Source organism: Corynebacterium argentoratense DSM 44202 (assembly GCF_000590555.1).
In the GTDB taxonomy this organism is placed as follows: Bacteria; Actinomycetota; Actinomycetes; order Mycobacteriales; family Mycobacteriaceae; genus Corynebacterium; species Corynebacterium argentoratense.
The window spans coordinates 1405633-1429173 of record NC_022198.1 but is presented as its reverse complement, the minus strand read 5'-3'; the positions used below and the strand labels follow the sequence as shown (position 1 = coordinate 1429173).

The window sequence follows — 23541 nt, the reverse complement described above, 5'->3', positions numbered from 1 at the left end:
AGGTGCAAGGCCCTATCCTCAGTAAACATGGAGAAACGCAGCTGGCTTAGCGGCCCAGAAATCCCATCCCAATTCGATGATGACGGCGCGCCCTCAAGGTGGCCGGGCGAAAAACTGGGCCTGCCGGAACACGGTGAAGGCTCTTTGGCGTCCGTGATGCGACGGGTCGGTGGCATCACCATCGACTGGTTTTTTGCGATGTTCATCGCGATCATCATCGGACAGCTCAGTGGCAATGGGCAGTTCTACGCACCGAGCCTCACGCTGGGGATCTTTGTGATTATCAGCATCGTTAGCGTGGCTCTGTTCGCTCGTACGCCCGGGCACATGATGCTGCGCATGGGTGTTGCCAGGATTGACGCCCAAGAGCGAGTAGGGCTGTGGCGTTCGGTTGTCCGTGCTGCGCTGACCGTGTTTATTTTCCCCCCAATTATCGTTGATGCCGATGGCCGAGGTCTTCACGACCGGGCCACCGGCACTGCAGTCATCCTCGGTTAGTCACCGGCGACTGCCTATCAACAATGCACTAAGTTTAGTGCTTTTGGGCGCGCTTCATCCTGCGGTTCATCCCCGACACACGAGCGCCCTTGGGGATGGGGCCCTTCGGAAGAGCCGCACCAGCGCCCATGGTCCTGTCGATGGATTCAAGGCGAGTGGACAGGGAGTGCACTTCGTTCTTCTTGATGTTGCGGGGGAGCTTCACCAACTGGCGCTGGAGCTTAGCGAGTGGCACTTCGCCTTCGCCGGTACCAGTATGGATTTCGTAGACCGGGGTGTTGCCGACGATCTTGGAGATGCGCTTGCGCTGCTTAGCCAGCAAGGACTTGACGCGGTGGGGATCACCCTCGGAGATCAGGACGACACCGCACAGTCCAACGACACGGTGAACGGCGTCAAGCTGGTGGGTTACTTCCACGTTGGGGGTGGAGCGCCAGACCATACCTGGGCCGGAGCGCAGGTTTTCTACCGCCCACGCAGCAGCGCCAGGCTGTCCTTCCGCTTGTGCGTAGACATTGCGTTCCATGCGGCGTGTAAATACCCACAATGCTGCGAGGATGCCGAACATGATGCCGATGATCAGCATGAACCATTCGCCGCCCCACAACAGTCCAATAAGGAAGAACGCCAGGGCAACTCCAACGACCGTTGCGAGCATGATGGGAAGCAGCGCCTTGTCTTGTTTGCGTTGCATGTTGAACGCTTGCCAGAACTGGCGGTACTGCTGTTTCCTCTGGGCGCGTTTCGCGGCCCGTGCTTCCTTTTTCGCGTCAGACATGACTACAACAATAGGGCACGCGGCCCAACGGTGCCCCTTAGGGTGCTGTAGCTTGTTCCACGAGCGGTCGACGTTTAGCGGGCAGCCACGGGGGTGTCCTCGGATGCGCCGTAACGCTCGAGTAAGGACGATGCCTCTTGGGCAGTGGAGCCTTCGGTGGTTTCCGCCAAGTGGGCTAGGTTTTCCGGCAACTGTTGACCGCGAGCCGCAATGGTTTGGGCGTACAGGCGTCCGGCGCGGTAGGAGGACCGCACGAGGGGGCCACTCATTACACCGGAGAATCCCATCTCCTTAGCGGCCTCGGAGTGCTCGACGAACTCTTCGGGCTTCACCCAGCGTTCGATGGGGTGGTACATGGGGCCGGGCCGCAGGTACTGGGTGATGGTGAGGATGTCGCAGCCTGCGTCAGCGAGGTCCTGCATTGCATCGTGGACCTCTTCGGGGGTTTCGCCCATGCCAAGGATCAGGTTGGACTTGGTGACTAGACCGAAGTCGCGTGCCTGTCGGATGACGTCGAGGGAGCGATCATAGCGGAATGCCGGACGGATCCGTTTAAAGATGCGGGGCACAGTTTCAATGTTGTGAGCGAAGACCTCGGGGCGTGCTTCGAAGACTTCCTGCAAGAGGTCTGGTTTGCCGGAGAAATCGGGCACGAGGTTTTCCACCCCGGTGTTGGGGTTGAGCTCGTGGATTTGGCGCACTACTTCTGCGTACAGCCAGGCGCCTTCGTCGTCGAGATCATCGCGCGTGACGCCAGTGATGGTGGCATAGTTGAGTCCCATTTCACGCACGGATTCGGCGACGCGGCGGGGCTCATCGCGGTCGAGGGGTTCGGGTTTGCCGGAGTCGATCTGGCAGAAGTCGCAGCGGCGGGAGCATTGGGAGCCGCCGATGAGGAAGGTTGCTTCGCGGGATTCCCAGCATTCGTGCACGTTGGGGCAGCCTGCTTCTTGGCAGACGGTGTGGAGGGATGCACCCGCGACTCGCTTCTTCATGTCTTTAAATTCCGGGCCGGTTTTTGCCGTGGTCCGGATCCATCGAGGTTTGCTTTCGATGGGGGTCTGGGAGTTGCGAGCTTCGATGCGAAGCATTTTGCGTCCGTTGGGTGCTACAGTCACGGTGTCTACCCTACATGTGTTGTTAAAACAGGGCCACAGGTGGTTTTAACCTGCGGTGATGCGTGTTTCTATTGTTTCTTATTTCGTTGGGTTTTCTGCGGTGGCGAAGGTGTGGTCGGCCACCGTCATTTCACCTGAGAGCGCTTTTTCAAGACTATCGCTCAGCACGTCGATGGGTTCTTCGGTAGTGACGTCGCGTCCTAGTTCCTCGGACAGGGTGGTTACGCCCGCATCGCTGATTCCGCAAGGAACAACCAGGTTGTAGGGATCGAGGCTGTTGTTGCAATTGAGCGAAAGCCCATGCATGGTGACACCTTGGGTGACCCGTATGCCTAGGGCTGCTACTTTGCGGTCGGGGCGGTGGTCATCGGTGGGGATCCAAACGCCGGAGCGGCCATCGATACGACCAGCGTTTGGCAGGCCTAGTTGGCGGATGGTGTGGATGAGGGCTTCTTCGATGCGACGGACGTAGTCGACAACGTCGATCGGGGTGACCAGTTTGATGATGGGGTAGGCCACTAGTTGCCCTGGGCCATGCCAGGTGATGCGGCCGCCGCGGTCGACGTCAATGCAGGGGATTGTGTTGGTAGTGGGGCGGTCTTCTGGTTGTGTACGTTTGCCGGCGGTGAAGGTGCTGGGGTGGGTGAGCAGCAGGACGGTGTCGTTAATGTCGCCTGCGGCCCTCTGTGCCGCTAATTCGGCCTGAAGGTCCCATGCCTCCATGTAGTCAACTTCGCCTAGGTGGCGAAACTCTAGTTTGTGTGTGAGATCGCGGATGGGTTGGTTGGGGGCCATAAATGGTGCGCGGATCATAATGTGATCCAGTGTAGTGCCCGGGGATGAACAGACAACAGCCCCACCGCCTCCGGCCATGAAAGGCCTAAGAGACGACGGGGCTGGTGCGTAGGAGAGGTGTTTAGAGGTCGAGATCGTACTCGAAGTCTGCGGTCTCCAGGCGGTCGCGGACGGTGGTCATGAAGCGTCCGGCGTCGGCGCCGTCGACGATCTGGTGATCGTAGGTCATCGGCAAGAAGACCATCTGGCGGATGCCGATAGCGTCGGTGCCTTCTTCAGTCACAACGACGGGGCGCTTGGTGATTGCGCCGGTGCCAACCATGGCGGCCTGCGGGGGCACCAGGATGGGGGTGTCGGACAGTGCGCCTTCGGATCCGATGTTGGTGATGGTGAAGGTGCCGTCGGACAGGTCAGAGGGCTTGAGCTTGTTGTTGCGGGCACGGTCGGCGATGTCGACGATGGCCTTAGCTAGCTCAACAAGCGTCATGTCCTGGGCATTGTGGATAACCGGGGATAGCAGACCCGCAGGGGTGTCCACCGCGATACCGAGGTTGACCTGGTCGTGGTAGGTCATTTCCTTGGTCTCAGCGTTGTAGGAAGCGTTGACGTTCGGGTGGCTGACCAGTGCCTCGACCATAGCCTTCGCGAAGAAGGGCAGGTAGGTCAGGTTGACGCCGTGCTTGTCCTTGAAGGCCTGCTTGTTAGCCTTGCGCAGCTCTGCAACCTTGGTCATGTCGACCTCGTGCAGCTGGGTGAGCTGTGCAGCGCCATGGAGGGACTCAAGGGTCTTCTTTGCGGTCAGCTCGCGGATGCGGTTGACGCGCTGAGTGGTGCCGCGCAGCTTTGCCTTCTCCGGGTCAACGGACTTTGTGGAGATCGCAGAACCGGACTTCTTGGCTTCGGCTGTAGCGGACTCTCCTTCGCCCTTGGCTGCTGCCAAGACGTCCTGCTTGCGGATGCGGCCACCAACTCCGGTGCCCTTAACAGTGCGCAGATCTACGCCGTGCTTGTCGGCAAGCTTGCGGACAAGCGGAGTGACGTAGGGAACGTCATCGCCGTCATTGACCTTGGACTCGGAAGAAGCCTTGGGCTCTTCCTTAGCCTCAGCAGCCTCAGCCTTGGGTTCTTCCTTGGCTGCGGGCTTGGCGTTGCCGTCGCCGATGCGGACGATGACGGCGCCGACGTCGACGGTGTCGTCTTCTTCAGCGAGGATTTCGACGATGGTGCCTGCCACGGGGGAGGGAACTTCGGTGTCGACCTTGTCGGTGGACACTTCGAGGAGAGGTTCGTCGACTGCGACGGTGTCGCCGACCTTCTTCAGCCAGCGGGTGATGGTGCCTTCGGTGACGGATTCACCGAGTTCGGGCATTTCAACGTCGGTTGCGTCGCCCGATGCGTTCGCAGCATCGTCTTGCTTGGGCTCTTCCTTAGCCTCGGCCTTGGGCTCTTCCTTGGGCTCTTCGGCCTTGGGTTCTTCCTTGGCTGCGGGCTTGGCGTTGCCGTCGCCGATGCGGACGATGACGGCGCCGACGTCGACGGTGTCGTCTTCTTCAGCGAGGATTTCGACGATGGTGCCTGCCACGGGGGAGGGAACTTCGGTGTCGACCTTGTCGGTGGACACTTCGAGGAGAGGTTCGTCGACTGCGACGGTGTCGCCGACCTTCTTCAGCCAGCGGGTGATGGTGCCTTCGGTGACGGATTCACCGAGTTCGGGCATTTCAACGTCGGTTGCCTCGCCCGATGCGTTTGCAGCATCGTCCTGCTTGGGCTCTTCCTTAGCCTCAGCCTTGGGCTCCTCGGCCTTGGTTTTTTCTTCCTTGGGCTCTTCAGCTGCTGCCTCTTCGCCTTCTTCGCCAAGTTCAGCGATGACGGCGCCGACATCAACAGTTTCGTCCTCATTAGCGAGGATCTTAAGCAGAACGCCAGCAGCAGGGGAGGGGATCTCGGTATCGACCTTGTCGGTGGAGACCTCCAGCAAGGGTTCATCGGCGGCGACAGTGTCACCAACCTTTTTCAGCCAGCGGGTGATGGTGCCTTCGGTGACAGATTCACCGAGCTCGGGCATCTCGACAGAGAACGCCATTGTGTCAGACTCCTTGAAGGTCGTGTTGGAGATTAACGTCTTAACATTTAGAGACTACCTTTTCCGCCTCCGTAATGTTGAAGTCCCCCCGACAACCCAGGAAAACCCCCTATGATGGGGGCTTGTGTTCAACATTTTTGGTCGGAATCGTGCAGCCAAGTCCTCTCTGAAACCACCGCGCGCACCGGGGGAAACTATTCGCCAGCACGACTTAGACGAGCTGATGCGTTGGTGCGCAGGAAGGCCTCTGGTGGAGGCTTTTGTCGAGCCAGAAACCATCGTCAACGAAATGTCGGTTGTTTTGGTAGACACCGATGGGGAACACATTCGTCGGCCGATTGGCGGCCCTAAGGGCATCGATGTCATAGCCAACCAATTGGGCGTGCCCGTGTATGACGTAGAGGAGACCGGATACCCGCAACGTATGCGAGATCGAATCGAACGTGATCACATCTTGCGCAAGCGGGCCGAGCAAGCGCAGCGGCGGGCTCAGCGTCAACAGGACTAGAGCAGGACTAAGTAGCGGATCCAAGCTCCTCGATTGCGGCAACGACTGTGCGCACCGGAGCGCCGGTCGCGCGGGCCGGGTTAACACCGTAGGGGCTAGCCTCGTTCCATGCAGGACCTGCAACGTCAATGTGCGCCCAGGGGGTTCCCTCAGAGACGAATTCTCCGAGGAAGAAGCCTGCAGCCAGCATGCCGCCCCAGCGGGCGCCGGCGTTCACCAGGTCGGCGACCTTGGACTTCATGCCTTCGGCGACCTCGTCCGGGATGGGCATCGCCCAAGCAGGCTCGCCCACTTCGCGTCCGATTTCAGCGATACGGTCGCGGAAGGAGTCTTCACCCATCACGCCGCCGGTTCGGCGGCCAAGGGCAACTAGGGCAGCGCCAGTAAGCGTGGCGGTTTCGATGAGGTAGTCGGGGTTGTCTTCGCAGGCGCGTGCGATCGCATCGGCGAGGATCAGGCGGCCCTCGGCGTCGGTGTTGACGATCTCGACGGTCTTGCCGCCGTATTGGACGAGGGTGTCGCCGGGGCGGTATGCATCGCCGGAGGGCATGTTTTCAGCCATGGGGATGGTGGCCGTCACTCGAGTGTGAACGCCCAGTCGTGCTGCGGCGATCACGGAGGCGATCATCGCAGCGGAGCCGCCCATGTCAGAAATCATCGCTTGCATATTGGCGCTGGGCTTAATGGAAATTCCGCCCGTGTCGAAAGTGATGCCCTTACCGACCAGCGCAACATACTTCTTAGCTGCTTCAGGCTTCCAGCTGATGCGGACCAAACGCGGCTTGCGAGCGGAACCCCGACCGACGCCCACGATGCCTCCGAAGCCTTGTTCGACGAGCTGCTCGTAGTCGAGAACCTCGACTTCGCAGCCAGCCTCGCGTGCCTGCTCTGCGGCAAATAGGGCGTACTTTTCCGGGTAGAGAGCGTTGGAGGGGGAGTTAACCAAGTCGCGAGCCAAGCAGATCGAATCAATCAGGATTGACGCACGCTTGAGGGCAGCGTCAGTGGAATCATCCGATACCTCGACAATGGCCGCAATCTGCTGGACGGGCGAGGGATTTGAGGGAGTATTTTTCAGGCCGTCGTAGAAGTAGCTGCCCAACCCGGCGCCCAACAGGGCGGCCTCCAGATCAAGGTCTCCCGTTGCTACAGCCAGGGTGCTGACGCCGCGCAGATTGCGGACCGCTTCAGCGATAACGTCGGAAACCTGTGCGGGTTTGAGATCTTCAGAACCAAGGCCAACGGTGACCACGCGCGCAACAGCTGCACCCTGGGGAGCAGGGACAACAGTGGTGCTACCGCGACGTCCGCTGGCATTGACTGCATTCAAGGCCTGCAGCAACGCGGCGTCATCAATGGATAGTTCGGACGGGAGTGCACCGATGCTGAAGGAATCTGCACCGTTAGCATAGTTAGAGTCACTGCCTTCACTGTGAGCAAAAAGCGGAACCATAACAGCATCCGCGCCAAGTTGGGCGACAGAAGAAGCCTCAACGATCTTGACCTCCGCGCGGTGACCACGAACGGGAACTGCCTCTAAAGAATCGGCAGCGGAGGAACCAACAAAACTAGACATGCAACTATCCTTCACAGGGGATCGAGCTCGACTACGTACGGCAACGGTGCGGGCTGTGAAAGCGCAACCTCTTCGGTGCCACAGACACACCGCCAACGCCCCCACCATAGCCCAGCCGCCACAAACGCGCAGACAGGTGTACTTTTGTACTCATGGCCCCACTGAATTTTGAGATTAATCGCGTCGCGAACCCCACCACAGCCGAGCAACTTGAGGAGATCCTCAACAACCCCGGTTTTGGCAAATACTTCACCGACCACATGGTCACCATCGACTGGAGCGCTGACAAAGGCTGGCACAACGCCCAGGTCACCGGCTACGACAACATCTGCCTCGACCCCGCTACCAGCGTATTCCACTACGGCCAGGCCATCTTCGAGGGGCTGAAGGCTTATCGTCAGGCGGACGGAAGCATTAAGACCTTCCGCCCCGAGGCTAACGCCGAACGCCTTAACAGTTCCGCCCGACGCCTGGCCATGCCGGAGCTGCCGGTTGAGGACTTTGTTGAAGCACTGCGCGTATTAGTCGACGTCGACCAAGCATGGGTTCCGCCGGCAGGCGGCGAAGAATCGCTCTATCTGCGCCCCTTCATGATCTCCACCGAGGCCTCCTTGGGCGTCCACCCCTCCAATGCCTACAAGTTTGTGGTCATCGCATCCCCCGCGGGCGCATACTTCTCTGGCGGGATCAACCCGGTGAGCGTGTGGCTGTGCGAGGACTACGTGCGCGCATGCCCTGGTGGAACCGGTGCCGCAAAGTTTGCCGGCAACTACGCAGCCTCGCTGCTAGCTCAAGCGCAAGCCGCAGAAAAGGGCTGCGACCAGGTCGTATGGCTCGATGCACTCACCCACAGCAACGTGGAAGAAATGGGCGGCATGAACCTCTTCTTCGTCCTAGGCGAGGGAACCGGTGACGGTGGAGCGACCATCGTCACCCCTGCACTGTCCGGTTCTTTGCTTCCAGGCGTTACCCGTCGCTCGCTGTTGCAGGTCGCTCGCGACCTTGGCTACAGCACCGAAGAACGCGTGTTCAGCACCGAAGAATGGCAGCGCACCGCGACCAGCGGTGAGATGACAGAGGCCTTCGCATGCGGAACCGCCGCTGTGATTACTCCAGTCGGAACGGTCAAGAGCACCCACGGTGACTTTGACATCGCCGGCAGGGCAACCGGGTCGATCACCATGCAGCTTCGCGAGCAACTCACTGGTATCCAGCGAGGCACAGTCGAAGACACCCACGGGTGGATGACCACTCTAGTTGGCTAGACCCCAGCCACGACGCACACAATACTGAGCACCGTTGCAGCTGCAGCGGTGCTCAGCTCTATTACGGCCCCAAAGCAGTCACCATTGAGGCCACCGAAGCGCCGATCAAACACTGGCCACAAAAACCCGGCTGGCAAGGCAAACCCCACTAGCGTTGCCACGGCAATGATCGGACTCATGCTGCCCGCGATCGGGAACAAGATGGCCCACAGTGCACATGTAGCTACGGCAGCCCACAGCAGCGGAATCCAACGAGCAATAGTGCCAACAATTAAGCCCCCAAAGCCTGTGGTTTTCTGGGGGCGGTGGCTATGGGTTGCCCCCCAAGTTGCAGCGATGCGTGCCCCAAATGGCAGAGCGGAGATCAGTGCAACACCCGCGGCGCCACAGCCGCTGAGGACATACACAGCCGCGGTCTGCACAGCAAGGGTGAGGACCATGGTTGCAGCCCCCAGTGCGCCGGTGTAACGATCCGCGAGGATTTCCTGGGCGCGTTGCGGTGGGGCGTAGGAACCCAAAGCATCACCAACATCCGCGAGGCCGTCGACGTGCATCCCTCGGGTGAGTAGTTGCCATGTGCTGACAACGGCGACGGCGGCCAACAAGCGCAAGTCGGGATAAGCCGCAGCAAGCGCTACCAGGGCAGCGGTGGGTGCGGCCAGAATCAACCCGACGACGGGCATAGTAGCCATGGCGCGCCCACCAGTGGTGCGATCAAAAAAGTGCGCCCCACGGCAGGGGATGATGCTCAGCCAACTGATTGCAGTGCCCACGCCCTCGACAAGCGCAGGTCCGCGGGAGGGGGCTTCATCGGAGCGGGGCGTAGCCGCGCAACGAGCGGCACTATTGTGGCCGTGGCCTGCTTTGCCGGACATTGTTAACTAGTGGGCCTCAGAGACACCGGCAGAGCTGAATGTGGCCATGTCGCACAGGATGTTGGCGCTCAGCTTAACCAAGGGCAAAGCAGTGGCAGCTCCGGAACCTTCACCAAGCCGCAATCCGAGGGAGACAATGGGCTCAAGCCCCAAACGCTCCAATGCGATGGCGTGTGCTGGTTCGGCGCCTGCGTGGCCCGCAACCCACCAGTCGCGCGCCCCGGGTGCCGCGAGATCCGCGATCAACGCTGCGGAGGTGACCACCACGCCGTCGAGAATGACGGGGGTGCGGCGCACCGCTGCTTGGGCCAAGAAGCCGGCCATAGCTGCCAGGTCAGGGGAGGCCGTGGTGCGGGCGAACGCGATGGGGTCGGAGGTCTTCTCCCGCGCGCGGAACATCGCGTCGCGAACAGCTGCGACCTTGCGCTGCCACGCGGCGTCATCAATTCCAGTGCCTCGACCAACAACCTTCACGGGTTCCGCACCGCACAAGGAACCGATGATGGCCGCAGCGGGGGTGGTGTTACCAATACCCAGGTCGCCTGCGATCAGCAGATCAGCACCGGAGTCCACTTCCTGGTCAGCCACGGCGATACCAACCTTGAACGCGGCGATCGCTTCTTCCGTCGTCATGGCGTCCTCGCGGTCGATGGAACCGCAACTGCGACGCACACGCTCGGGCCCTTCGGCGTCATGATCAAGAGAAACATCAACCACCCGGACGGTAGCGCCACTAGCAGAACCGATGGCGTTGATGCCGGCCCCGCCTGCCCGGATGTTCGCCGCCATCTGCAGCGATACCTCGGTGGGGTAGGCGGATACGCCGTTGGCTGCGACCCCGTGATCGCCGGCGAATACGACGATGCGCGGGTCGGTGATCTTCTTGGGTGGGCACACGCCCTGGCAAGCAGACAACCAGATGCCCAATTGTTCGAGGCGCCCCAAGGAACCCGCTGGTTTGGTCAGGACGTTTTGGTGAGCGGTTGCTTGTGCTCGAGCGTCGGCGCTGGGGGCGTCGATGGTGGGGAAAAGTTCAGCGGCCACTGGTGGGCTCCTTTAGTCAACAGGGGTGTCTTTGATGATTATGCTCTGCCCAGCGATACTGAGCACGACGCGCTCGCAGATGTCTGCAATGCGTTGGTTGAGGGTGCCGATCTCGTCTCGGAAGAGCCTGCCTGCTCGGGACTCCGGGATCACGCCCATGCCTACTTCTGGGCTGACCAGGATTATGTCCTGCTTGCAGGTAGACAGTATATCGAGCAACCGATTAGTGTGCTCTGAGATTGAGCCTCGTGGCTGGTCCCATGCTCCCGCGGAATCGAGGAGGTGCGTTAGCCATGTTCCGAGGTCATCGACAAGAATGACGCCGCGGGGGTCGGCCTGGTCACGATCGTCCAGGGCGTCGAGGACGTCGAGTAGGTCGCGTTGGTCCTCAGTGGCCCAGTGCAGTGGCCTGCGCTGGACATGTTGATTGATACGCTCAGCGAAGTCGGTGTCGCCGGGCCAGGGGCGTGCTGTCGCGATGTAGAGGCAGCTACGTCCGGCCACGAGCTCTTCGGCGAATAGCGATTTGCCGGAGCGGGCTCCGCCTAGGACGAGTGTGCGCATGGCGGGTGCTAAACCTTGTCGCCGATTTCTACGCGCGGCATGGGGGTGCGCCAGCGGCGGGGCTGGTTGGCGCGGGAGTAGGCGTAGTAGCCGAGGGTGAATCCACCGGCATCGAGGTCGCCGAATTTCGCGCGGGCGGCCTTGACCGCGCGGCGTCCCAGAATGACACCTTCGATGAGGAAGGCGAGCATGAGCGCCATGGTGAACATGCTGATGGGGCCAGCTACGTTCGGGTTCGAGTTGGCGATAAGCATGAGCACGAGTAGCGCGAGTGCAGCCGGCATGAGGAAGTTGGCTAGGAACCGGCGCGCGTCAACCCAGTCACGGAGGTAGGCTCGCACGGGGCCCTTGTCGCGCTCCAGCAGGTAGCGTTCGTCGCCGCGCGCCATGGCTTCTTGGACCCTTCGGCGTTCTGCACTGGCTTCTTCGCGTTCTTTACGCTGGAGGGCCTTGTACTCCTCCTTGGACATGGAGGCCTTGAGCTCCTTTTTGCGCTGTTTGGCCTCTGCGCGGGTCATGGGTGGGGTGGTGTTTCCGCGGTGGGGTCGGTCGCGTTTGGGGGTGGGCTTGCCCTTGGGTGGGGTGTAGCCCTTGGGGCGCTGGGTGGTGTCGGTTGCGTCGTCTGCGACGGTGTCGTGTGCCACGTGTTCTTCGTGCTGTTTACTCACCCGTCCAAGGTTACTAGATGCCTGCTGTGGCGTGTTTTGGTGTCGGGCTGTACCCTTGGATGCTTAGGGAGCGCTATGTGCGCTGACGCTGCAGGATTCTAGGAGATTTTTCATGAGCAATACTGAGACCGCAACCGGCCCGTCCACTTCGAACACCGGGGTGATCCTCAGCGAGGCGGCCGCTGCCAAGGCGAAGGCTTTGCTGGACCAGGAGGGTCGCGATGATCTGTCCTTGCGTATCGCTGTGCAGCCGGGCGGTTGTGCTGGTTTGCGCTACCAGCTGTACTTCGATGATCGTGACCTCGATGGGGACAAGGTCGATGTGGTCGGTGGCGTTCGTTTGGTCGTGGACAAGATGAGTGTTCCGTATCTGTCTGGTGCCACCATCGATTTCGCTGACACCATTGAGTCGCAGGGTTTCACGATTGATAACCCCAATGCGGGTAGCTCCTGCGCTTGTGGTGATTCCTTCAACTGATGTGTAACTGATGTGTAGTCGGATGTACTGACTGTTGCGGGCTTACGTCCGCGTATTTAATGACGTCGCGTTGTTGTGCGCTACCACGCTGAATGCTGGTGGGCACCGCGGCGTCATTATTTTTAGCCATATAGATAGATAATCTAACTAGATTGTTTTAAGGCGTAGCTATGGCATCGACACAAGCAACAAGCTTTCCGGCTGAGTGGCTCCGAGGGCTTACCCCCTTGGCCGTCATCAGCGTGCTAGCAAGCGCCCCCATGCACGGCTACGCAATCGGCCAAGCGCTTGAAGAAGCCAGTATCGGCAAAGTCAAAGGCGGAACGCTCTACCCGATTCTTGCCAAGCTCGAAGCGCAAAACATCGTCAACTCCGAATGGGAACACGCCGACTCTGGGCCGGGGCGAAAAATATTCACCCTTACGGAGCATGGAAAACAACACGCAACAGCGATGAAACAGCAGTGGGCGAGCTTTGCCAACAGCATTAACCAGATCACGAACAACATCGAAGGCTAAGGAGGTCAGCCATCGTTGGTCTGCATCCTCGCGGGTCGTTTGGGCGTTGTGCTTTACGCGGTCAACATCATCGACGTCGACCGCCGCTGGCTGGTGCCAGACAACGAAGCCTAAAGCTCGCTAGTCAGCGCTACAGTTCCACGGGGTAGTCGCGCTCTTCGATACCCGGGTCAATGCGATGCTCGACGAAGATGCCGTGCCAGATCATGAAGGACAGTACCGTCCACAGTCGGCGCGAATGATCGCTCACGCCCTGGCGGTGTTCTTCGAGCATTTCCAACACTGCGGGCTTGTTGAAGATGTGCTCTGTGCCCGAAGCGGTGATCTGCTCCAAAGCCCAACCATGCAGCTCATCGCCGGCAAGCCAGTGGCGCATGGGCACGGGGAAGCCTAGCTTCTTGCGGTGCAAAACATGCGCAGGCACGATCTGCTCCATCGCCTTACGCAAGGCATACTTCGTGGTGCCCTCGGTGATTTTGAGGTCATAGGGGATGGTTTCTGCGACGGCGAAGACTTCCCGATCCAGGAAGGGCACGCGCAACTCCAAAGAGTTGGCCATAGTGATCTTGTCGGCCTTGACCAAAATGTCGCCGCGCATCCACGTGAACAGGTCTAGGTGCTGCATACGCGCAACCGGATCCATGTCCCGCGATTTGGCGTAAATCGGGGCGGTGACGTCCGTGTGGTCCCACTCAGGGCGGGCATCGATGAGCACTCGCGATAGCTGCTCGTAATTGAAGCTGCGAGCATTGCCGTAGTAGCGCTTTTCCATCGGGGTGGTTCCGCGTTCCAGCAGAGACTTGCCCTTCATCCCTTCGCGCAGCACGCGAGACAAGCGGTTGAGCCCCTTCAATAGGGGAGCGGGAACCTTATCGAACGGCGCGAGAGACAACGGTTCCTTGTAGATGGTGTAACCGCCGAAGAGTTCGTCTGCGCCCTCGCCGGAGAGCACCACCTTGACGTGCTTGCGAGCTTCTGCAGCAACAAAATAAAGCGGAACTAGGGAGGGATCCGCTACAGGATCATCCAGGTACCACATGATCTTCGGCACTGCGTCTGCGTACTCCTCCGGGGAGACAACCTTGACGATGTGTTCCGCGCCGATGGCTGCGGCAGATTCCGCCGCGACGTCAACTTCCGAATACCCCTCACGTTCGAAACCGGTGGTGAAGGTCAACAGGTTCGGATTGTGCCGCTTGGCAAGGGTAGCGATCGCGGTGGAATCAATGCCGCCGGACAGGAAGGACCCCACGGTGACATCGGCACGCATGTGCTTAGCGACCGAATCCTCCAGCGCTGCAGCGATCCTGTCGAACAAGTCTTGTTCCTTGTCCTTCGGGACAGGGGTGGTCTTAAACTTCGGTTCGAAGTAGCGGGTGGAGTCGACGGTGCCGCCCGGGGTGACGAATGCGTAGGTGCCTGATTCCAGGCGACGGATACCGGCGTGCAGGGACTCCGGTTCAGGGGTGTATTGAAGGTCGACATAGTGCTCGATAGCACGGTGGTCGAGGCTTAGATCGAGGTCGATCGCCCCAGCCATGTCGAGGATGCACTTTTTCTCAGAAGCGAATACGGTGCCGGCATCGGTTGTCGAGTAGTACAGCGGTTTGATGCCGAAGGGGTCGCGGGCCAGGAACAGTTTTTGCTCGATGCTGTCCCAAATCGCGACACCGAACATTCCCCGCAGGTGCTTGACAACATCTGGGCCCCAGTGGTGGAAACCAACAACAATCGGTTCGCCGTCACCGGAGGTATTGAACTGGTACCCCAGGGTATTGAGCTCCTCGCGAAGCTCAATGTAGTTGTAGATCTCGCCATTGAAAGTCATGGCATAGCGGTCGGGCTGATCCTCTGGTCCCCACTGCAGGGGTTGGTGGGAATGCTTGAGGTCAATAATTGACAGACGGTTAAAGCCGAAGACCGCGTGATCGTCGTGCCAGGTGCCGGCCTCGTCTGGGCCGCGGTGGCGCATGCAGGGCAGTGCATGTTCAATTGCCGGAGCGAACGACGCCGCGTTGCAGTGGGACGTGAGCATGCCGAGCAGGCCGCACATAAAAAGCCTCCATAGAAATAAAAGGGTTGACGGCGCAACTATACCGCCCCGGTCTGGTCGAGCGGGGAGGGCGCAGCCCGGGCGGTGGGGAATGGTGGGGGAGTGTAGACCCCCTCATGTGGGCAAACTTATGGATGATGGGCTGTGAGTTGCATAACATTCAACGGTGGTTTGTCTCGCCCGTGCAATGGGGGCTAGTTGTCAGAAGACGGTGGGGTGATGGCGGGGGTGCGGCATAACCCCTGTAGAAGCGCGCCCAGAAGTAGAAAACTGTCACGGAATAAGGGTCGCTTTATTGGGGTTAAAACCCCCACAGGCTGCACTAAGTCTGTCCTAAACGTCGTGAAATGAGATGGATTTTGCGGCGTTTTAGGATATTGTCCCAATGTAGAAATGTGCGTTGAGGAGACCTTCAACGCGTTAGCCAAAGTGTGGACAGGAAGGCAGACACACGTGGATCAGCAGACACAGCGTCTATTCAAGCGCAAGGCCGCATTAGGCGGAGCATTTGGCCTGGCGGGGCTCACCCTCGCAGGTTGCGACGTCGATGCTCCCAGCGGAACCCTGGGTAAGGCACTGCGCTTCGGTTGGCCCGAGGGCGTAACCCCCGAGGCTCACGCGATGGGCAACTTCTGGGTATGGACCTGGGTTGCAGCCTGGATTCTCGGTGCGATTATGTGGGGCCTCATGTTGTGGTGCCTGTTCGCATACTCCGCCAAGCGCGCAGAAAAGCAGGGCAAGGGCGAATTCCCCCGCCAGACCGGATACAACATTGGCCTCGAGCTGGTGCTGACGGTTATTCCGATCATCATCGTTATGGGCATGTTCTTCTTCACCGTCCAGACGCAGGATAAAGTCACCGCACTCGATAAGGACCCCAAGGTCTCCGTCGACGTGACCGCATACCAGTGGAACTGGAAGTTCGGCTACGGCTCCATCGATGGCGAGTTCACCCCGAATGGTGAAAACTACGTCGGTACCGACAAGGAGCGCCAGGAAGCAGTCGACCGCGCCGGTGAGTTCGACGACACCACCCGCGGCGAAGAAGGCACCGCTCACCATGGCGAGGCCAAGGGTCCGATCCACGGCAAGTCCGCCGCAGATCTGTCCTACCTTCACTTCGACAAGATCGAAACCCTCGGCACTTCCGATGAGGTTCCGGTTCTCGTGATCCCCGCTAACACCCCGGTCGAGTTCGACCTCGCTTCGGCTGACGTCGTCCACTCCTTCTGGGTTCCGGAGTTCTTGTTCAAGCGCGACGCTTTCCCACACCCCGAGCGCAATAAGTCTGAGCGCAAGTTCCAGGTTGAAAGCGTTGACGAAGGTGCATACGTCGGTCGCTGTGCAGAAATGTGTGGTACCTACCACGCAATGATGAACTTCGAGGTTCGCGCTGTCTCCCCTGAACTGTTCAAGCAGTACATTGAATTCCGCATGGACAACCCCGAGGCAAGCAACGGCCAGGCTCTGGCCGCTATCGGCCAGAAAGCCGCAGCAGAAACCACCAAGCCTTTCAAGACCGGACGTACCGACACCCGCGGTGTCGAAGAGGGCTCCAACGCTGTTGAGCTCAACGGCTAAAGCTCTTTGAGAAACGGAGAATAATACTCATGAGGACTTCAGCAAAGATCTTCTATGGCATCACCGTCTTCATGGCGCTGGTGACTGTCATTTACATCGTCGCCACTGAGAAGGTTCACGATTCCGGAAACATCCAAGGCCTCGAATGGGCTGGCGCTACGGGTTTGGCGCTTGCTGCTGCGCTGTCCTTGATGCTCGGCGGCTACCTTCATTTCACTGAGCGTCGCATCGACATCCTCCCTGAAGACTGGGAAGAGGCAGAGGTCGAAGATGGCGCTGGCATGCTCGGATTCTTCAGCCCCGGCTCAATCTGGCCCTTCGTCATGACCGTCGGTGTTGCGATCATGGGGTACGGCATCGCCTTCATGGCCTACTGGTTGCTTCTTTTGGGCGCCGTGGTCCTCATCTTCGGTGGCATCTCCTTGAACCTGCAGTACGGTCTGCCGAAGGAAAAGCACTAAAGGTCTACCTTTAACCGCCCTTCCCCAGCTGCCTTCGGGGAAGGGCGGTTTTGTGATTTCTTACCTTTTAGCGGTCCCTGTTGTGTGCGGCAACAGACAAGAAAGTGATCCTCTATTGGGTAGCTGTTAGTGCAGGTCGGAGCCAAACACGGGGGGAGGCGATGGGGGGTGAATCGAAAGTTTGATTCCTGGGTTTTTGCCTCAATCGCCGAATGTTAAATACGTCACTGTCGGGAACTGGTTCTAAAGTGCGCGCCGCAGGCTGGCATCCACCGCAACATCTATTTACGCACACGGTGTTGCGGCGTCATTGCGCGTCGATCTCCGCCTAACCTGCGTAAACCCAGCCAAGGGCTGCCGTCGTAAAAGAATTAAAAAAGTTCCCGGGCGCCCAAAGAAAATTTTTAATCGGGTTTTTCTTGCATTCTGCTGGCAATAAGCTGCGCGAAGCCTGCGGAACAAAGGGGGCGTTTACATGACGAACACTGGCAAGCCCGTCATACTGGAACACGTGACGAGCGCAGTTGGAAACACAGGATCGGCAGCAACGCAACGTGTTGCGGCACTGAACCGACCGAACATGGTCAGTGTCGGAACCATTGTGTTCCTGTCGCAGGAATTAATGTTCTTCGCTGGTCTTTTCGCGATGTACTTCGTATCTCGCGCAAATGGCCAGGATTCGACGTGGCATGAAGATGCAGCGCATCTCAACGTCCCCTACGCAATGGTGATCACGACCATCCTGGTCGCGTCCTCATTCACTGCGCAGGCGGGCGTCTTTGCCGCAGAAAGGGGCGATGTATTCAAGCTTCGTCGCTGGTACGCACTGTCCGCACTGATGGGAACCATCTTCCTCATCGGTCAGGGCTACGAGTACTTCCACTTGGTTGAACACGGCTTGACGATTCAGAACAGCATTTACGGCTCGGTCTTCTACATCACGACCGGCTTCCACGCTGCTCACGTTCTCGCAGGTGTTCTCGCTTTCGTGGTTGTGCTTCTGCGTACCGCGAAGTCGAAGTTCACGCCGGCTCAGGCAACGGCAGCGATGGTGGTGTCCTACTACTGGCACTTCGTCGACGTCGTCTGGATCGGCCTGTTCATCACCATTTACTTCATTAAGTAGGCCGTAGGATGCCGGAACATGGCTCCGGCTTACTGCCCTTCACTTTGACCACCACGAGTTAAAAGGGAAACGATGGAAACAACTCCCCAGACCACCGAGACGGTTGCCTCCGCAGCCAGCTCGGCTAAAAAGGTCAAGAGCCGCCGCAAGGTGCGCCGCACCTTCGCGGGTGCGCTTGCCTTGACGCTCGGCCTGACCGGTGCGGGACTTCTTGCAAGTGCCCTCACCCCTACAGCACAGGTCGCAACCGCAGATGTTGATGAGCAGGCACTGATCGCCCAGGGTAAGGACATCTACGACATGGCATGTATCACCTGCCATGGCGCAAACCTTCAGGGTATTAAAGATCGCGGCCCGTCTCTGATCGGCGTCGGCGAGGGCGCCGTGTACTTCCAGGTCCACTCCGGCCGCATGCCGATGGTCCGTAACGAAGCTCAGGCAACCCGCAAGGTTCCGAAGTTCAACGAAAACCAGATCCTCGCGTTGGCTGCTTACGTTAACGCCAACGGTGGCGGCCCCGGCATCGTCCGCAACGACGATGGCAGCATCGCTATGGAATCCCTCCGCGGCGTCCATTACGACGGCAACATTGCCCCCGAGGACATCGCACGCGGTGGCGAGCTCTTCCGCTTGAACTGCGCATCTTGCCACAACTTCACCGGTCGTGGCGGCGCACTGTCGGGCGGTAAGTTTGCTCCTAACCTGGATCACGCAAATGAGCAAGAGATCTACCAGGCTATGCTCACCGGCCCGCAGAACATGCCTAAGTTCTCTGATCGTCAGCTCAACGCTGACGAAAAGAAAGACATCATCGCCTTCATCAAGGCCGCCAAAGAGACTCCCAGCCAGGGTGGCTACGGACTCGGCGGCATCGGCCCCGTTACCGAGGGCATGATGATGTGGCTCGTCGGAATTGTAGTCTGCGTGGCTGCAGCTCTGTGGATTGGATCGCGCTCATGAGTAAAGAACAGAAAAAATACACCTCTCAAGAACTGAACGCGATGAGCAACGATGAGCTCGCGCGTCTTGGTACCGAACTCGACGAAGTTACTGTTGCATACCGCAAGCAGCGCTTCCCGATTCCCAACGACCCAGCTGAAAAGCGCGCCGTAAACCTGGTCGGCCTCTGGTTCCTCCTCGGAATCGTTATGGCTGTTGCCTTCTTCGGCATTTACATCTTCTGGCCTTGGCAGTACAAAGGCCTTGGCGAGCAGGGTGTCTGGCTCTACACGCTCTATACCCCGCTCATCGGTATCACTATGGGTCTGTCCATTCTCTTTATGGGCTTCGGTGCTGTCGAATACGTTAAGCGCTTCATCCCGGAAGAGATTTCTGTACAGCGCCGCCATGACGGCCCCTCGGAAGAAGTCGACCAGCGCACCATCGTTGCACTGCTTAACGATGCTTGGGAGACCTCCACTCTGGGCCGCCGCAAGGTCCTGATGGGTCTGATGGGTAGCGGTGCTGTCCTTGGCGGCCTCGCTGTGTTCGGCCCGCTGATGGGCATGATTAAGAACCCTTGGAAGCCTGCCCACCCGCTGAACGTTCAGGGTGACGGTACCCTGTGGACCTCTGGCTGGACCTTGGTCGACGAAGGCGTCAAGGTTTACCTCGGTCGTGACACTGGTGCAATTGCCCAAACCCACGGCGAAGGTTACGAGGAGCACTACACTACCCAGGGCATTTCCCGCCTGGTCCGTATGCGTCCCGAGGATCTTGCAGCCGCTGGTATGGAAACTGTCTTCCCCCTCCCCGAGGGCTTCGTCAACGATGGCGGTAACTACGACGCCACCCGCGACGTCTACGAAGAGCAGATGCACTCCATCCACGGTACCCGCAACGCAGTGATGCTTATCCGCCTGCGTTCCGCAGATGCCGATCGTGCGATCCAGCGCGAAGGCCAGGAAGACTTCCACTACGGCGATTACTACGCCTACTCCAAGATCTGTACTCACATCGGTTGCCCCACCTCGCTCTACGAGGCACAGACCAACCGTATCCTCTGCCCCTGCCACCAGTCGCAGTTTGATGCGCTGCAGTACGGCAAGCCGGTCTTCGGACCTGCAGCTCGCGCTCTGCCTCAGCTACCGATCACCGTGGACGAAGAGGGTTACCTCGTCGCCAAGGGCAACTTTATTGAGCCTGTTGGCCCGGCCTTCTGGGAGCGTAAATCATGAGCAACAATAAACTAGCCCAGATGGGCACCAACATGGATTCCCGCTACACCATGTCTGCGGGCATCCGACGCCAGATCAACAAGGTCTTCCCGACCCACTGGTCGTTCATGCTCGGTGAGATCGCCCTTTACAGCTTCATCGTCTTGTTGCTGTCGGGTATCTACCTCACCCTCTTCTTCGATCCTTCCATCGTGAAGGTCATCTACGACGGTGCATACGAACCGCTTCGCGGCGTCGAAATGTCGCACGCATACGCCACCGCACTCAACATCTCCTTCGAGGTGCGTGGCGGCCTGTTTATCCGCCAGCTGCACCACTGGGCAGCGCTCATGTTCGCCGTGTCCATCATGGTGCACATGTTCCGCATCTTCTTCACCGGTGCATTCCGTCGCCCGCGTGAAGCCAACTGGATCATCGGTTGCGTCCTGCTTCTGCTGAGCGTCGCCGAAGGCTTCATGGGTTACTCCCTGCCTGACGACCTGCTGTCCGGTGTTGGTCTGCGCATTATGTCCGCCATTGTGCTGTCGCTTCCGATCATCGGTACCTGGCTGCACTGGCTGATCTTCGGTGGGGACTTCCCCTCCGAGCTGATGCTGGACCGTTTCTACATCGCACACGTGCTGCTCATCCCCGGCATCCTGCTGGCACTGATCGCCGCACACCTCGCTCTGGTTTGGTACCAGAAGCACACTCAGTTCCCCGGACCTGGTCGCACCGAGACCAACGTCGTCGGCGTCCGCATCCTGCCGGTCTTCGCCGTGAAGTCCATCGCTTTCGGTCTGATCACCTTCGGTGTGCTCGCCTTCATGGCCGGCGCATTCCAGATCAACGCAATCTGGAACTTGGGCCCCTACAACCCGGCACAGGTGTCTGCGGGCTCCCAGCCTGACATCTACATGCTGTGGACTGACGGTGCTGCTCGTGTTATGCCTGCGTGGGAGCTGTACCCCTTCGGCCACACGATCCCCGCTGTGTTCTGGGTAGCCATCCTGCTCGGTGTGCTCGTTGTTCTGCTGTTCACCTACCCGTTCATCGAGCGGAAGATGACCGGCGACGACGCCCACCACAACCTGCTGCAGCGTCCGCGCGATGTTCCCGTCCGCACCTCGCTCGGCATGATGGCTCTGGTGTTCTACGGAATCCTGACGCTGTCCGGTGGTAACGACCTGTTCGCTATGCACTTCCAGGTTTCGCTGAACGCAATGACCTGGTTCGGCCGTATCGGTCTGATCGTTCTGCCTCCGATCGCGTACTTCATCACTTACCGCATCTGCCTTGGTTTGCAGCGGTCCGACCGTGAGGTCTTGGAGCACGGTATCGAAACCGGCGTGATCAACCAGATGCCGAACGGTGCTTTCATCGAGGTTCACCAGCCGCTCACCGACGACGTTGACGAGCACGGCCACCCGAAGGCCCTCGACTACGCCGGCGCCCCGGTTCCGAAGCAGATGAATCAGCTTGGCTTCGCTGGCCACCCCGGCCGCGGCTCCTATTTCACCCCGGACCCGGAGAACATCGCCGACAAGGCCGCAGAAATCGAGCACGCTAACCACGCTGAAGAGGTTGAGATGTTCGAGAACCTGCAATTGGCCAACCGCGCAGCTGACGAAGAAAACGGCAAGCACTAAAGCCACTAGCGTCACTACGCACAACTAGCGCTCAAACGAAAGGGCGGGAGTCTTTCAAAGACCCCGCCCTTTCGTCTGTCTATACATAAGGCCCTTATATACAGCGCTACCGCTTAGGTACTCTAGAACCATGATTCTGAGTACCGAACGCCTCAGTTTGATCCCAGTCAACGAATTTCGCGACGTAAATGCACTTACAGACGCCTTGTGGGAGATCCACTCGGATACTCGGACTTACAGCCACCGCCCCGACTTAGTCATGAAACAACGCAGCGAGGCCATCCAGCTGCGTGATCAATGGACGGAGGATTGGCAACAAAAGGGGAGGGGATACTACGCGGTGAGCTACCAGGGGGAGATCGTTGGGTTCGCGGGGGTCCGCCATTACATTCTTGCAGGCGACGCGGTCTTAAATACCTATTATCGTTTTCGTCCAGGGGCCCAGGGGAAGGGGTTAGCGTATGAAGCCGTAAAAGCCGCTTTGGATGCGAGCGCACAACTGGGTAAGGAATGTATCGCGATCATTAGCCCCGACAATCTCCCATCCGTCACCTTGGCTCGGCGGCTGGGTTTTCGTCGGAGTCCCGACCGAGATGTATCGCCTGAAGATCAGGTTTATGTGCTGCAAAACCCTCAAAATGAGGCCACCGCAAACCAATTGTGACGAAAGTTACAATATAGCTTTCTTAAAGCTTTACTTGAAGGTCTTTTGGGGTGGGTGTTCAGAGTTATCTCCTAGGCGTCTGTGCAGGTCAGACCTTAAAAATTTTGCACTGTTCATGCTGTTGGTGTGCGTTGTAAACCTTAAGAAACGCTGATAAACCGTTCGTCACGGGAGTGTAACGGGATGGTAACGGGCCGGGGTTGGGCGTTTCGTTAGACACGGGCCGTTGCAATTTCGTAACCTAATTGAGACCTTCACGGGCTGGCACCCGCCGGCCCAGGGTTAACCCCCAAGACAGAAACATAAAACATAACCGAAAAACGTGGGGCTCAACCGTTGGGCCTCTTTAAGAAGTTTTCGAGAAGTTGGAGATTCATTCGTGGGAAAGCATAGCCGTCGCAATGACAACGTGGTGCGTCGTACCGCTGTCGCATCCGCCGTCACCCTCGGCGCTGCCGCAGCGTTGACCCAGCCCGCACAGGCCGCAGAGGTCGTTGTTCCTAACACCGACATCCGCTTCGAGGTTGCAGGCCTCGAAAACGTCCCGAACCTCGCCGCCATTCCCGGCGTTGCTCAGTACGTCCCCGGCCTCCAGGGACAGGCCGCTGCCGCTCCCTACGTTGCGCTCGGCTCCTCCGATCTCGGTTCGGGCCAGTCCATCGTGAATGCCGCAGCCTCCAAGATCGGTGCTCCCTACGTGTGGGGCGCTACGGGCCCCAACGCCTTCGACTGCTCCGGCCTCACCTCCTGGGCCTACGCTCAGGTCGGCAAGCACATCCCGCGTACCTCCTACGCGCAGGCTGCGCAGGGCACCCCGGTGTCCCGCGAGGCTCTTCGCCCCGGTGACATCGTCGCCTTCTACTCCGGTGCATCCCACGTCGGCATCTACACCGGCCACGGCACAGTTATCCACGCGATCAACGAGGGCACCCCGTTGTCCGAGTCTTCCCTGGACTACATGCCCTTCCACTCTGCGGTCCGTTTCTAAAAGCCTGCATAGTTAAAGATCCTTTCAACCGGGACATTCGTTTTGGCGGACGTCCCGGTTTTCACATTTGTCACAGCCGTTTCACCCCTACTGGG

General features: G+C 59.2%; 23 protein-coding genes. 13 read left to right on the top strand and 10 right to left on the bottom strand.

The genetic code is table 11. The annotated features are described in order from the left end of the window. Positions 1 to 27 precede the first annotated feature (27 nt). A complete protein-coding gene (locus CARG_RS06720; protein WP_020976661.1) occupies positions 28 to 498 on the top strand; it encodes an RDD family protein in 471 nt (156 codons plus the stop codon). A gap of 34 nt (positions 499 to 532) precedes the next feature. On the opposite strand, the gene CARG_RS06715 is transcribed toward CARG_RS06720, so the two are convergent. From CARG_RS06715 to sucB, 4 genes are all read right to left on the bottom strand, one after another. After that, the gene (locus tag CARG_RS06715) at positions 533 to 1276 is read right to left on the bottom strand and encodes a DUF4191 domain-containing protein (protein WP_020976660.1); all 744 of its coding nucleotides are present in this window, start codon (positions 1274 to 1276) and stop codon (positions 533 to 535) included. 74 nt (positions 1277 to 1350) lie between these two features. Next, the gene (lipA, locus tag CARG_RS06710) at positions 1351 to 2394 is read right to left on the bottom strand and encodes a lipoyl synthase (RefSeq protein ID WP_020976659.1); all 1044 of its coding nucleotides are present in this window, start codon (positions 2392 to 2394) and stop codon (positions 1351 to 1353) included. Positions 2395 to 2472: 78 nt separating this feature from the next. Beyond that, the gene (gene lipB / locus CARG_RS06705; protein ID WP_020976658.1) at positions 2473 to 3207 is read right to left on the bottom strand and encodes a lipoyl(octanoyl) transferase LipB; all 735 of its coding nucleotides are present in this window, start codon (positions 3205 to 3207) and stop codon (positions 2473 to 2475) included. 103 nt (positions 3208 to 3310) lie between these two features. Then, a complete protein-coding gene (sucB, locus tag CARG_RS06700) occupies positions 3311 to 5272 on the bottom strand; it encodes a 2-oxoglutarate dehydrogenase, E2 component, dihydrolipoamide succinyltransferase (RefSeq protein ID WP_020976657.1) in 1962 nt (653 codons plus the stop codon). Positions 5273 to 5396: 124 nt separating this feature from the next. Here sucB and CARG_RS06695 point away from each other — a divergent pair, with 124 nt between their 5' ends. Continuing rightward, a complete protein-coding gene (locus tag CARG_RS06695; RefSeq protein WP_041747072.1) occupies positions 5397 to 5780 on the top strand; it encodes a hypothetical protein in 384 nt (127 codons plus the stop codon). Positions 5781 to 5787: 7 nt separating this feature from the next. Here CARG_RS06695 and CARG_RS06690 read toward each other — a convergent pair whose 3' ends face one another. Further along, positions 5788 to 7356, bottom strand: coding sequence for a leucyl aminopeptidase (locus tag CARG_RS06690; RefSeq protein ID WP_020976655.1), 1569 nt, complete (start codon positions 7354 to 7356; stop codon positions 5788 to 5790). A 152-nt stretch (positions 7357 to 7508) separates the two neighbouring features. Between CARG_RS06690 and CARG_RS06685 the strand changes: the two genes are divergently transcribed. Further along, positions 7509 to 8621, top strand: coding sequence for a branched-chain amino acid aminotransferase (locus CARG_RS06685; protein WP_020976654.1), 1113 nt, complete (start codon positions 7509 to 7511; stop codon positions 8619 to 8621). Here the strand turns inward: CARG_RS06685 and CARG_RS06680 are convergent. Genes CARG_RS06680 through CARG_RS06665 form a run of 4 tightly spaced genes read right to left on the bottom strand, consistent with a single transcriptional unit; the run spans position 8618 to position 11772 of the window. Beyond that, a complete protein-coding gene (locus CARG_RS06680; RefSeq protein ID WP_020976653.1) occupies positions 8618 to 9496 on the bottom strand; it encodes an adenosylcobinamide-GDP ribazoletransferase in 879 nt (292 codons plus the stop codon). The genes CARG_RS06685 and CARG_RS06680 overlap by 4 nt on opposite strands. Positions 9497 to 9502: 6 nt before the next feature. After that, positions 9503 to 10540, bottom strand: coding sequence for a nicotinate-nucleotide--dimethylbenzimidazole phosphoribosyltransferase (cobT, locus tag CARG_RS06675; protein WP_020976652.1), 1038 nt, complete (start codon positions 10538 to 10540; stop codon positions 9503 to 9505). Between the two features lie 12 nt (positions 10541 to 10552). Further along, positions 10553 to 11104 carry a bifunctional adenosylcobinamide kinase/adenosylcobinamide-phosphate guanylyltransferase gene (gene cobU / locus CARG_RS06670; RefSeq protein WP_020976651.1) on the bottom strand — a complete coding sequence of 184 codons (552 nt, stop codon included), beginning with the start codon at positions 11102 to 11104 and terminating at the stop codon, positions 10553 to 10555. An 8-nt stretch (positions 11105 to 11112) separates the two neighbouring features. Continuing rightward, on the bottom strand, positions 11113 to 11772 hold the full coding sequence (locus tag CARG_RS06665; RefSeq protein WP_052331906.1) for a DUF3043 domain-containing protein: 660 nt from the start codon (positions 11770 to 11772) through the stop codon (positions 11113 to 11115). 112 nt (positions 11773 to 11884) lie between these two features. On the opposite strand from CARG_RS06665, the gene CARG_RS06660 reads away from it, so the two are divergent. Further along, positions 11885 to 12250, top strand: coding sequence for a HesB/IscA family protein (locus tag CARG_RS06660; protein WP_020976649.1), 366 nt, complete (start codon positions 11885 to 11887; stop codon positions 12248 to 12250). Positions 12251 to 12420: 170 nt separating this feature from the next. Next, a complete protein-coding gene (locus CARG_RS06655; RefSeq protein ID WP_020976648.1) occupies positions 12421 to 12768 on the top strand; it encodes a PadR family transcriptional regulator in 348 nt (115 codons plus the stop codon). 130 nt (positions 12769 to 12898) lie between these two features. Here the strand turns inward: CARG_RS06655 and asnB are convergent, their stop codons facing one another. Beyond that, complete coding sequence (asnB, locus tag CARG_RS06650; protein WP_020976646.1) at positions 12899 to 14821, bottom strand: asparagine synthase (glutamine-hydrolyzing); 1923 nt, start codon at positions 14819 to 14821, stop codon at positions 12899 to 12901. 453 nt (positions 14822 to 15274) lie between these two features. On the opposite strand from asnB, the gene ctaC reads away from it, so the two are divergent. The 8 genes from ctaC to CARG_RS06610 all read left to right on the top strand — a co-directional run bounded on the left by ctaC (position 15275) and on the right by CARG_RS06610 (position 23446). Continuing rightward, positions 15275 to 16402, top strand: coding sequence for an aa3-type cytochrome oxidase subunit II (gene ctaC, locus CARG_RS06645; RefSeq protein WP_041747067.1), 1128 nt, complete (start codon positions 15275 to 15277; stop codon positions 16400 to 16402). A 29-nt stretch (positions 16403 to 16431) separates the two neighbouring features. After that, complete coding sequence (ctaF, locus tag CARG_RS06640; RefSeq protein ID WP_020976644.1) at positions 16432 to 16863, top strand: aa3-type cytochrome oxidase subunit IV; 432 nt, start codon at positions 16432 to 16434, stop codon at positions 16861 to 16863. A gap of 511 nt (positions 16864 to 17374) precedes the next feature. Beyond that, positions 17375 to 17989 (top strand): aa3-type cytochrome oxidase subunit III, encoded by a 615-nt coding sequence (gene ctaE, locus CARG_RS06635; RefSeq protein WP_041747622.1) that lies wholly within the window; start codon positions 17375 to 17377, stop codon positions 17987 to 17989. 72 nt (positions 17990 to 18061) lie between these two features. Beyond that, positions 18062 to 18949 (top strand): cytochrome bc1 complex diheme cytochrome c subunit, encoded by an 888-nt coding sequence (gene qcrC, locus CARG_RS06630; protein WP_020976642.1) that lies wholly within the window; start codon positions 18062 to 18064, stop codon positions 18947 to 18949. Next, the gene (gene qcrA / locus CARG_RS06625) at positions 18946 to 20166 is read left to right on the top strand and encodes a cytochrome bc1 complex Rieske iron-sulfur subunit (protein ID WP_020976641.1); all 1221 of its coding nucleotides are present in this window, start codon (positions 18946 to 18948) and stop codon (positions 20164 to 20166) included. Before qcrC ends, qcrA begins: the two co-directional genes overlap by 4 nt. Further along, complete coding sequence (qcrB, locus tag CARG_RS06620; protein ID WP_020976640.1) at positions 20163 to 21794, top strand: cytochrome bc1 complex cytochrome b subunit; 1632 nt, start codon at positions 20163 to 20165, stop codon at positions 21792 to 21794. Before qcrA ends, qcrB begins: the two co-directional genes overlap by 4 nt. Positions 21795 to 21924: 130 nt before the next feature. Then, positions 21925 to 22458, top strand: coding sequence for a GNAT family N-acetyltransferase (locus CARG_RS06615; protein WP_020976639.1), 534 nt, complete (start codon positions 21925 to 21927; stop codon positions 22456 to 22458). A gap of 379 nt (positions 22459 to 22837) precedes the next feature. After that, entirely contained in the window at positions 22838 to 23446 is a 609-nt protein-coding gene (locus CARG_RS06610; RefSeq protein WP_020976638.1) for a C40 family peptidase, read from the top strand. The last annotated feature ends 95 nt before the right edge of the window (positions 23447 to 23541 follow it).